The organism is Longimicrobiaceae bacterium (genome assembly GCA_035696245.1).
Classification (GTDB): domain Bacteria; phylum Gemmatimonadota; class Gemmatimonadetes; order Longimicrobiales; family Longimicrobiaceae; genus DASRQW01.
In genome coordinates this window covers 1-9,841 of the sequence record DASRQW010000009.1, presented here as the reverse complement: position 1 = coordinate 9,841, position 9,841 = coordinate 1, and the positions used below count along the sequence as shown (strand labels likewise).

Genomic DNA, 9,841 nt, shown 5'->3' with positions numbered 1-9,841 from the left:
CGGCACCCCGGGCCGGGCGATCCTCCCCCGCATCCGCGCGGCCGCCATGTGGGCGTCGCTGGCTGTCCTTCCGATCCTGTCCGCCTGCGCGCGCGGCACCGACCACCTGAAGGAGTACCCGCAGACGACCATGGTGCCGGCCAGCGACATGGCGCGTATCCAGGACGACCTGTACTTCCTGACCCTGAAGCTGGGGATCGGCGTCGGCCTCCTGACGTTCGCGGTCATGGCGTACATCCTCCTGCGCTTCCGGTACCGCCCGGGTGCGCCCGAGCCGCAGCAGATCCATGGCAACACCACGCTGGAGCTGACCTGGACGCTGATCCCCGCGGTCATCGTGGCGATCATCGCCGTGCCGACCGTGAAGGCCATCTTCTCCACCCAGCCCACGCCGCGCGCGGACGCGCTGACCATCGACGTGGTGGGCAAGCAGTGGTGGTGGCAGTTCAAGTACGCCGTGGGCAACGACACCGTCTACACGGCCAACGAGATCCACGTGCCCGTGGGCCGGCAGGTGGCGCTTCGGCTGCATTCGGACAACGTGCTGCACTCGTTCTGGGTGCCGCAGATGGGCGGCAAGCGCGACCTGATCACCAACCGCGTGAACCACCTGGTCTTCACGCCCGAGGCGCCCGGCATCTACATGGGCCAGTGCGCGGAGTTCTGCGGTGACTCGCACGCCCTCATGCGCATGCGCATGATCGCGCAGACGCCGGCCGAGTTCAACGCGTGGCTCGCCAACGAGGCGCGCCCCGCGGTGGAGCCCACCGACTCGTCCATCGCCACGGGCAAGCGGCTGGTCACGCAGGGCGCCTGCGCCGGGTGCCACACCATCAAGGGCACGCCCATGGCGGGGATCGCCGGGCCCAACCTGACGCACTTCGCGCGGCGCCGCACGCTGGCCGCCGGCATCCTGCCCAACGACGCGAAGAGCCTCGCCACGTGGCTGCACGACCCGCCAGGCGTGAAGCCGGGGTCCAAGATGCCGAACCTGAATCTCAAGGACGAGGAGATTCCCTACATCGTGGCGTACCTGCAGAGCCTGCAGTAACAGGGACGGCCGCCCCCGGACGCACGGTCCGGGGGGCGCGCGCTTCGTGATCCGGCGCCGGAGGGCACCGCCGCACACCCGCGGCGGCCCGCGCCGCAAACCGATGGAGTAGGAATGGCATCGACTGCAACCGTGGCCGCCCCCCGCGCGGCGGCCGCACCCCACGCTGAGACCGGTCTGTGGAGCTGGATCACCACCGTAGACCACAAGCGGATCGGCGTCATGTACGGCGTCACCGCCTTCCTCTACTTCCTGGTCGGGGGGATCGAGGCGGGGCTGGTGCGCGTGCAGCTCTTCGTGCCCAACAACGACTTCCTCAGCGCCGAGAGCTACAACCAGCTCTTCAGCATGCATGCGCTGACGATGATCTTCCTGGCGCTGATGCCGCTCACGGCCGCGTTCTTCAACTTCCTCGTGCCGCTCCAGATCGGGGCGCGCGACGTGGCGTTCCCGCGGCTCAACGCGCTGTCGTTCTGGGTGTACTTCTTCGGCGGCCTCTTCCTGAACGTGAGCTGGTTCCTGAAGGCGGCGCCCAACTCGGGCTGGTTCGCCTACGCGCCGCTCACCATCAAGACGTTCTCGCCGGGCCTGAATATGGACTTCTACGTCCTGGGCCTGCAGGTGGTGGGCTTCTCGTCCATCATCGCGTCGCTGAACTTCATCATCACCATCATCAACATGCGGGCGCCGGGCATGCGGCTCATGCGCATGCCCATCTTCACCTGGCTCACCCTCATCACCTCGGTGCTCATGGTCACGGCGCTCGCCGTGTTCACCATCGCCGTCACCGAGCTGATGTTCGACCGCCTGTTCGGCACCAACTTCTTCAACACCGTGAGCGCCGGGGCCGACCCGCTGCTCTGGCAGCACCTGTTCTGGATGTTCGGCCACCCCGAGGTGTACATCCTCATCCTGCCCATCATGGGCATGGTGTCGGAGGTGCTGCCCACCTTCTCGCGCAAGCCGCTCTTCGGCTACAACGTGATGGTGTTCAGCGGCATCCTCATCGGGTGGCTGGGCTGGGGCGTGTGGAGCCACCACATGTTCGCCACGGGCATGGGCCCCATCGCCGACTCGTTCTTCGCGCTGAGCACCATGCTCATCGCCATCCCCACCGGCATCAAGATCTTCAACTGGCTGGGCACCATGTGGGGCGGCAACCTGCGCTTCACCACCGCCATGCTCTTCTCCATCGCCTTCATCGCGATGTTCACGGTGGGCGGCATCTCGGGCGTGATGCACTCGGCCGCGCCGGCCGACCTGCAGCAGACCGACACGTACTTCGTGGTGGCGCACATCCACTACGTCTTCTTCGGCGGCACGGTGCTGGGCCTGTGGTCCGGCCTGTACTACTGGTATCCGAAGGTCTTCGGGCGCATGCTCGACGAGAAGATGGGCAAGGTGCACTTCTGGCTCACGCTCATCGGCATGAACATGACCTTCTTCCCCATGCACTTCCTGGGGATGTACGGCATGCCGCGCCGCACGTTCACGTACGCCGACAACCTGGGCTTCACCGCGCTGAACCAGCTGGAGACGGTGGGCATGGTCGTCATCGTGCTCGCCACGCTGATCTTCGCCATCAACCTCTTCACCGCGTGGAAGCGCGGCGAGGTGGCGGGCAACAACCCGTGGGGCGCCGCCACGCTGGAGTGGAGCATCCCGTCGCCGCCGCCGGTCTACAACTTCCGCGAGATCCCGGTGGTGCACTCGCGTATGCCCCTGTGGGAGGGCGACCCCGCGCTCTCCGGCGGCATCCCGCACGGCAAGGTCGACGAGACCACCGAGCGGATCACGCTGGGCGGCACCAAGGTGGGCGAGGTGCGCGACGTGACCGACGAGAACAAGATGTCGGCGCACGACCTGGGGATCCACCTGCCACCGCCGTCGTACTGGCCCATCGTGCTGGCCGCGGGCATCTCGGTCTTCTTCGGCAGCATGATCTTCCGCCAGGTCACGGGGCCGGCGCACAACCTGTGGTACCTCAGCTTCGCGGGGCTGGTGACGATCGTCTTCGCCGTCTACGCCTTCGCCTTCGAGCCGGGCCACTCCCACTAGCTGGGCACCGGCCGCCGGGAACGTGCCCGGCGGCCGCGCGAGAGACGAACCGATTCAGGCGACGACGGAGACGATACAGTGGATCACGCACACGCGATGGCCGGGCACGCCGCGGACCCGGCGCACATCGACACCAGCACCGGCCTCGACAGCCGCAAGATGGCGTTCTGGACCTTCATCGGCTCGGAGTGCCTGCTCTTCGGCTCGCTGATCGCCACGTACATGGCGTACAAGGGCTCGAGCCTCACCGGGCCGTACCCGCACGACACGCTGGTGAACGGCAAGCTGGAGCACGGGATCCTGAACATCCCGCTCACCTCGTTCAGCACCTTCATCCTGCTCATGTCCAGCGTGATGATGGTGCTGGCGCTGAACGCCGTGCAGAAGGGCGACAAGTCCGGAAGCGTGCTGTGGCTGCTGATGACGGCGCTCTTCGGCTCGGTCTTCCTGGGCTGCCAGGTGTTCGAGTTCACGCACTTCTACCACGAGGGGCTCACGCTCCAGACGAACCTGTTCGGGTCCACCTTCTTCGTGCTGACCGGCTTCCACGGCGCGCACGTGACGGTGGGCGTCATCTACCTGCTCACGCTGGCCTACCTGGCGCACAAGGGGAAGGTGGGGCCGGAGAAGACGCTGAACGTGGAGATCGCCGGCCTGTACTGGCACTTCGTGGACGTGATCTGGATCGTGATCTTCCCCCTCGTCTACCTCATCAAGTGAGCGGCCGAATGTCCAGCACGACGCGCGAGATCGTACACGACCAGCACACCCATCCCACGCGCCGGTTCTACCTGTTCATCGGCGCGGGGCTGCTGCTGCTGACCGTGCTCGAGATCCTGGGCTACGTCGGCGAGACGAAGGGCGTGTACGCGTCTGGCACGGCCGCGATCCTGATCCTGATCCTGTCGGGCATCAAGTTCTTCATGGTGGTCGCGTACTTCATGCACCTGAAGTTCGACAACAAGCTCTTCACCGGCATATTCGCCTTCCCGGCGCTGCTGGGCACCCTGGTGATCGTGGGCTGCATCATGCTCTTCCACGTGGTGCACGGCGTGGCGACCGAGTACCACGCCAACACGCCGGCCGACGCGCAGCACGTGTCCGGCGGCCCGCGCGGCGGCTGAGCGTGCAGGCTCCGGCCCCGGCCGGGGCCTTCTTCTCTGAAGCGGGATCGAAGTAACCGATGTCGACCGTGTCGCTGTCGCTGCTCCACTCGGCCTCGTTCGACTGGACCAGCTGGAAGGTATACCCGACCTTCATGATCGGGTGGCTGCTGCTGATCGCCGCGTACTTCCTCGCCATCGGGCCGCTGCGCCGGCGCTTCGCCGGCTCGCGGCCCGTGCCGCGCAGGCAGGTGGCGAGCTTCTCGTTCGCCATGGCGTCGATGTTCCTGGCGCTCCAGGGCCCCCTGCACGAGCTGAGCGACTACTTCCTGTTCAGCGCCCACATGGTGCAGCACCTGGTGCTGATCCTGGTGATGCCGCCCTTCCTGCTGGCCGGCCTGCCGGACTGGCTGGTCCGCCCGCTCATCCGGCCGAAGGCGCTGCGGCTGCTTGCGAAGGCGCTCACCTTCCCGATCATCGCCTTCGCGCTCAACAACGTGATCTTCCTGGCCTGGCACTTTCCCGGCCCGTACGACACGATGATGCGCAACCACGACATCCACATCACCATGCACCTGATGATCATGGTGACGGGGGTGATCATGTGGTGGCCCATCATGAGCCCGCTGCCGGAGCTGCCCCGCATCGCCGCGCCGCTGCAGATGATCTACCTGTTCCTGGCGGGCATCCCCATGATGATCTCCGCCGCGCTGATCACGCTCTCGTCGGGCGCGCTCTACAGCTGGTACGTGGAGGCGCCGCGCATCTTCCCGCTTTCCGCGCTGGACGACCAGCGGCTGGGCGGGGTGATCATGTGGGTGCCGGGCGGTCTCACGCTGTGGATCGCCATCACCTTCGTCTACTTCCGCTGGACGAACCGCGAGGTGGGGCAGGACGGGAAGAAGGAAGGCCGCGCCACCGTGAGCCGCGCCGGTCTCACCTACGCCCCGCCGCCGTTCCAGCGGTAATACCAATTCGGTTGAATGACTGTGCATTCTTCGGAGCAAGACCGTGCGAACGCTCGGTAGCCGAACCGCACAATGCACAGGTGATCGCCAACATTGGTATAACATATCGATTCGGCGACGAAGAAGCCTCGGGAGCGATCCCGGGGCTTCTTCGCGTTGGCTCGCCTTCCTGCAGTTTCATACCATATGCTTAGATGTATGTGCGTCTGCTTGCAGATATATTTGCATGCATGTATAATTACAGACACTGGGGTGCGGAATTGCGGCTAACTCGCGCGGTGCCGAGAGATGATTGATCGAGAGATGGAAACCGCGGAGCTGCGGGCTCTCTTAAAGCGGCAGGAGCCGATGCTCGCGCTCCTGTTCGGGCGCAGACGCGGGGGAAAGACGTTCCTCCTGAACCACGTGTGGCCGGAGGCGCAGACGTTCTACTACGTGGCGAGCGAGGCGACCGCGGAGCTGAACCGCAAGGATCTGCTGCGCGAGCTGGGACGCTGGTCCGGCCGTGATCTCGCGCCGGAAGACTATCCCACATGGCGCACCATCTTCCGGTTCCTGCTGGAGTTGAACGCGCCGGAGCCGATGGTGGTGGTGCTGGATGAGTACCAGTACCTCCGGGGAGGCGAGGAAGGCATCGACAGCCAGCTCGCAGCGGTCTGGGAAGAGTACAAGAACCGCGGTCGCAAGCGTGCGAACCTGGTGCTGGTGCTCTGCGGCTCCATCGTGGAGATCATGGAACGGCTGGACTCGGCCGGGTCGCCGCTGCACGGGCGGATCGACTGGAAGCACCGGCTGCAACCGTTCGACTACTGGAACGCGGCGCGGATGGTTCCGTACGCCGACCCGATGGACCGGGCGCGAGTCTACGGAATCTTCGGCGGCACTCCGCGCTATCTCGCGTCCGTGGACTCTGCCAAGGCACTGGGAGAGAATGCGGCGGCGGCCATGCTGGCCCCGCGCGGCGACGTGCGTACGCAGGTGGAGACGGTGATCGAGCAGGAGAAGGGGCTGCGCAACATCGCCGAGTACAAGTCCGTCCTGACTGCGGTGGGGAACGGCTTCACCGAGCGCAACCAGATCGCGATGGAGACGGGCCTGAAGGCCGACGCTGGCCTGCGGAACATGATCGACATGCTGGTGCGGCTGGGGTACATCGAAGGCCGGAGGAACTTCGAGGCGCGGAACAACGAGCCACACCGCTACCAGGTCGCCGATCCCGCCGTGGCCTTCTACTACAAGTTCGTCTCACGCTTCCGGAACGAGCTGGAGACGAGCCAACCGGAAGAGGTGTGGGCCCAGCACGTGGAGCCGAAGCTCCCAGCGTACATGGGCCACGTCTTCGAGCGGATCGCCGAGCAGGCGTTCTACCGGCTTCGCGGTGCGCTGAAGCTGCCCATGGTGAAGGAGTGGGGCCGGTGGGAGGGCACGGACCGCGACCGCAAGCCGGTGGAGATCGACATCGTCGCGCGGCTCACGGACGGGAGAATGATGACCGGGTCGGTGAAGTGCCGCGGCCGTGTCTGTGCGCCCATCGTACACAGACAGCACCTGGAGGACCTGCGACGCCTGGCATCTTCCGGGAGGCAGTGGGCGCACGAGGCACTGGAACCTTCTGCACCGCTGCTGTACGTCTCCGCCTCCGGGTTCACCCCGGACTTTCGGTCGCGGGCGGAGGAGGACGGGCATCCCGTGATCATGTGGGACATGGACGACCTCTACCGGGAATAGCGAGGGTTGGACGTCGTCGAGCTAGTCCGGACGGCGGCTCCGCTTGTGCGATGGCGGCGCGGCACGGTACAATGCGCGGCTCGCTCCACCACCGGCCGGGTCGAGGCCGATTGTCTTCTCTCCCCACGAAGATGTGCCCATGAGACGCTCTTCCGTTCTCGCCGCGTCGCTGCTGGCGGCGCTCGCCGCGGTGCCCGTCCACGCGCAGCGGGGCGACACGCTCACGCTGGACCGCATCTTCGCCTCGGGCGACTTCGCCGGCGAGGAGTTCGGGCCGGCGAGGTGGCTCCAGGACGGCTCGGGCTACACCACGCTGGAGCCGGGAACGGCGGGCGGGGTCGACATCGTCCGCTACGCGCCCGACACGGGGCGCCGCGACGTGCTGGTGGCGGCGCGGCAGCTGGTGCCCGCGGGCGCATCGCAGCCGCTGGACGTGGACGACTACTCGTGGTCGCCGGACGGGCGCAAGCTGCTGGTGTTCACGAACTCGGAGCGCGTGTGGCGCAGGAACACGCGCGGCGACTACTGGGTGCTGGACCGCGCCAGCGGCTCTCTGCGGAAGCTTGGAGCCGGTGCGCCGGAATCCACGCTGATGTTCGCCACCTTCTCGCCAGACGGCGGGCGGGTGGCGTACGTGCGCCAGAACAACCTGTACGTGGAGTCGCTGGCCGACGGGCGCGTGACGCAGCTCACGGCGGACGGGTCGCGCACCATCATCAACGGCACGTTCGACTGGGTCTACGAGGAGGAGCTGGACCTGCGCAACGGCTTCCGGTGGAGCCCGGACGGCGCCTCCATCGCCTACTGGCAGCTCGACGCCTCGGGGGTGAGCGACTTCGACCTCATCAACAACACCGATTCGATCTACTCGCGCGTGAAGCCGGTGCAGTACCCGAAGGTGGGCACCACGAACTCCGCCGGGCGGGTGGGCGTGGTGAGCGCGGCGGGCGGCCCCACGCGCTGGCTGGCGGTGCCCGGCGACCCGCGCAACAACTACATCGCGCGCATGGAGTGGGCGGCGAACCCCAACGAGGTCGTGATGCAGCACCTCAACCGCCTGCAGAACACGCTAGACGTGCTGCTGGCGGACGCGCGCACCGGCCAGGTGCGCACGGTGCTCACCGAGCGCGACAGCGCGTGGGTGGACGTGGTGGACGACTGGCGCTGGCTGGACGGCGGACGCCGCTTCACCTGGATCAGCGAGCGCGACGGCTGGCGGCACCTGTACACCGTCTCGCGCGACGGCGGCGACGCGAAGCTGGTCACGCCGGGCGCGATGGACGTGGTCTCGGTCGCCAGCATCGACACGGCCGGGGGATGGGTGTACTTCATCGCGTCGCCGGAGAACGCAACGCAGCGCTTCCTCTATCGTTCGCGCCTGGACGGCAGCGGGCGCGCGGAGCGGGTGACGCCTGCGGGCATGCGCGGCGCGCACGAGTACCAGATCTCGCCGGACGCGCGGTGGGCGATCCACGACTGGTCCAGCTTCGACAGCCCGCCGCAGACCGACCTCGTGCGCCTGCCCGACCATTCGGTCGCGCGCGTGCTGGTGGACAACGCGCGGCTGCGGGCGCGCGTGGCCGCCCTGCATCTCCCGCCCGCGGAGTTCTTCAAGACCGACGCGGCGGGCGTGCAGGTGGACGGGTGGATGATCCGTCCCCCCAGCTTCGACGCGGCGCGGAAGTACCCGGTGCTCTTCTACGTGTACGGCGAGCCGGCGGAGCAGACCGTGGTGGACGAGTGGGGCGGCACGCTGGGCCTGTGGCACCGGCTGCTCGCGCAGCAGGGCTACGTGGTGGCGAGTGTGGACAACCGCGGCACACCGGCGCCGCGCGGGCGTGCGTGGCGCAAAGCCATCTACCGGCAGATCGGGCGCGTCAACTCGCGCGACCAGGCCGAGGCGACGCGGTCGCTGCTGCGGTCGCGCTCGTACCTGGACCCGTCGCGCGTGGCGATCTGGGGGTGGAGCGGCGGCGGCTCGTCCACGTTGAACGGCCTGTTCCGCTACCCGGACGTGTACGGCACGGGCATGTCGGTGGCGCCGGTCACGGACATGCGCTTCTACGACACCATCTACGAGGAGCGCTACATGGGCCTGCCGTCGCTCAACCTGAGCGACTACGTGCAGGGCTCGGCGCTCACCTTCGTGGACCGGCTGCGCGGCAACCTCCTCGTGGTGCACGGCAGCGGGGACGACAACGTGCACTTCCAGAACACCGAGGCGCTGGTGAATGCGCTCGTCGCGGCGAACAAGCAGTTCCAGATGATGGAGTACCCCAACCGCACCCACGGCATCTACGAGGGCAAGAACACCACGCGCCACCTCTTCACCCTGCTCACGACGTACCTCCAGAGCCACGTCCCCGCTGGCGCCTCGTCGTCCGTGGCTGCGCGCTGAACGAAGCAGGCTCGGTAGATGTGAAGACCGCCGCCCGGCTCCTGCCGTGCGGCGGTCCTTCTTTATGAAGCCGGCCAGTAGACGCGGATGAGCGGGATCAAGCTGCGGCCTTCCGAGTCGAACCTGTCATAGTGTTCTGTCACCAGCGTCGCCAAAGCGTCCAAGTCCACAAGGGTGATGGGGATGGTGGCGCGGTCGGCCTCATACTTGGCTCCCGGGTAAACCCGCCGGTGCTCACGTAGAGGCCGCTGTCGCCGGAGCGCAGGCCGCCGAGGAAACTGCGGATCCGTTCTGCGCCCATCGGGTCCCGGCGACGGTGTTTCACTTCAGCGATGATGCGTGGCTGCTGGAAGCCGAGCCCATCGGGCGACGCAATGACGTCGCGGCCGCGGTCGGCGCCTTTGGGTGTGACGCGGGCTTTGTAGCCCATGGCGCGGAGAACTGCCGCCGTCAGGATCTCCATCTCCTCAGGGGAGAGTGCGAGAATGCGGTCCTTGATGAACTCGTGCGCCTTCTCGACGACGTCCTGGCGGAT

Annotated in this window: 8 protein-coding genes; 7 read left to right on the top strand and 1 reads right to left on the bottom strand. The window is 67.0% G+C overall.

Going from position 1 to position 9,841, the window contains the following annotated elements:
- From coxB to VFE05_00300, 7 genes are all read left to right on the top strand, one after another.
- Nucleotides 1–1,051: cytochrome c oxidase subunit II (coxB, locus tag VFE05_00330; protein HET6228487.1), on the top strand; the 1,051-nt coding region annotated here is incomplete at its 5' end.
- 114 nt (nucleotides 1,052–1,165) lie between these two features.
- Entirely contained in the window at nucleotides 1,166–3,109 is a 1,944-nt protein-coding gene (ctaD, locus tag VFE05_00325; protein HET6228486.1) for a cytochrome c oxidase subunit I, read from the top strand.
- 78 nt (nucleotides 3,110–3,187) lie between these two features.
- A complete protein-coding gene (locus VFE05_00320) occupies nucleotides 3,188–3,829 on the top strand; it encodes a cytochrome c oxidase subunit 3 (protein HET6228485.1) in 642 nt (213 codons plus the stop codon).
- Between the two features lie 8 nt (nucleotides 3,830–3,837).
- A complete protein-coding gene (locus VFE05_00315; GenBank protein ID HET6228484.1) occupies nucleotides 3,838–4,233 on the top strand; it encodes a cytochrome C oxidase subunit IV family protein in 396 nt (131 codons plus the stop codon).
- Between the two features lie 59 nt (nucleotides 4,234–4,292).
- Nucleotides 4,293–5,180 (top strand): cytochrome c oxidase assembly protein, encoded by an 888-nt coding sequence (locus VFE05_00310; GenBank protein ID HET6228483.1) that lies wholly within the window; start codon nucleotides 4,293–4,295, stop codon nucleotides 5,178–5,180.
- Between the two features lie 288 nt (nucleotides 5,181–5,468).
- Nucleotides 5,469–6,908: an ATP-binding protein gene (locus tag VFE05_00305; protein ID HET6228482.1), complete on the top strand. Its 1,440-nt coding sequence runs from the start codon at nucleotides 5,469–5,471 to the stop codon at nucleotides 6,906–6,908.
- A 139-nt stretch (nucleotides 6,909–7,047) separates the two neighbouring features.
- Nucleotides 7,048–9,306: a S9 family peptidase gene (locus tag VFE05_00300; protein ID HET6228481.1), complete on the top strand. Its 2,259-nt coding sequence runs from the start codon at nucleotides 7,048–7,050 to the stop codon at nucleotides 9,304–9,306.
- A 139-nt stretch (nucleotides 9,307–9,445) separates the two neighbouring features.
- On the opposite strand, the gene VFE05_00295 is transcribed toward VFE05_00300, so the two are convergent.
- A partial coding sequence (locus VFE05_00295) for a restriction endonuclease (protein ID HET6228480.1) occupies nucleotides 9,446–9,841 on the bottom strand: 396 nt, incomplete at its 5' end.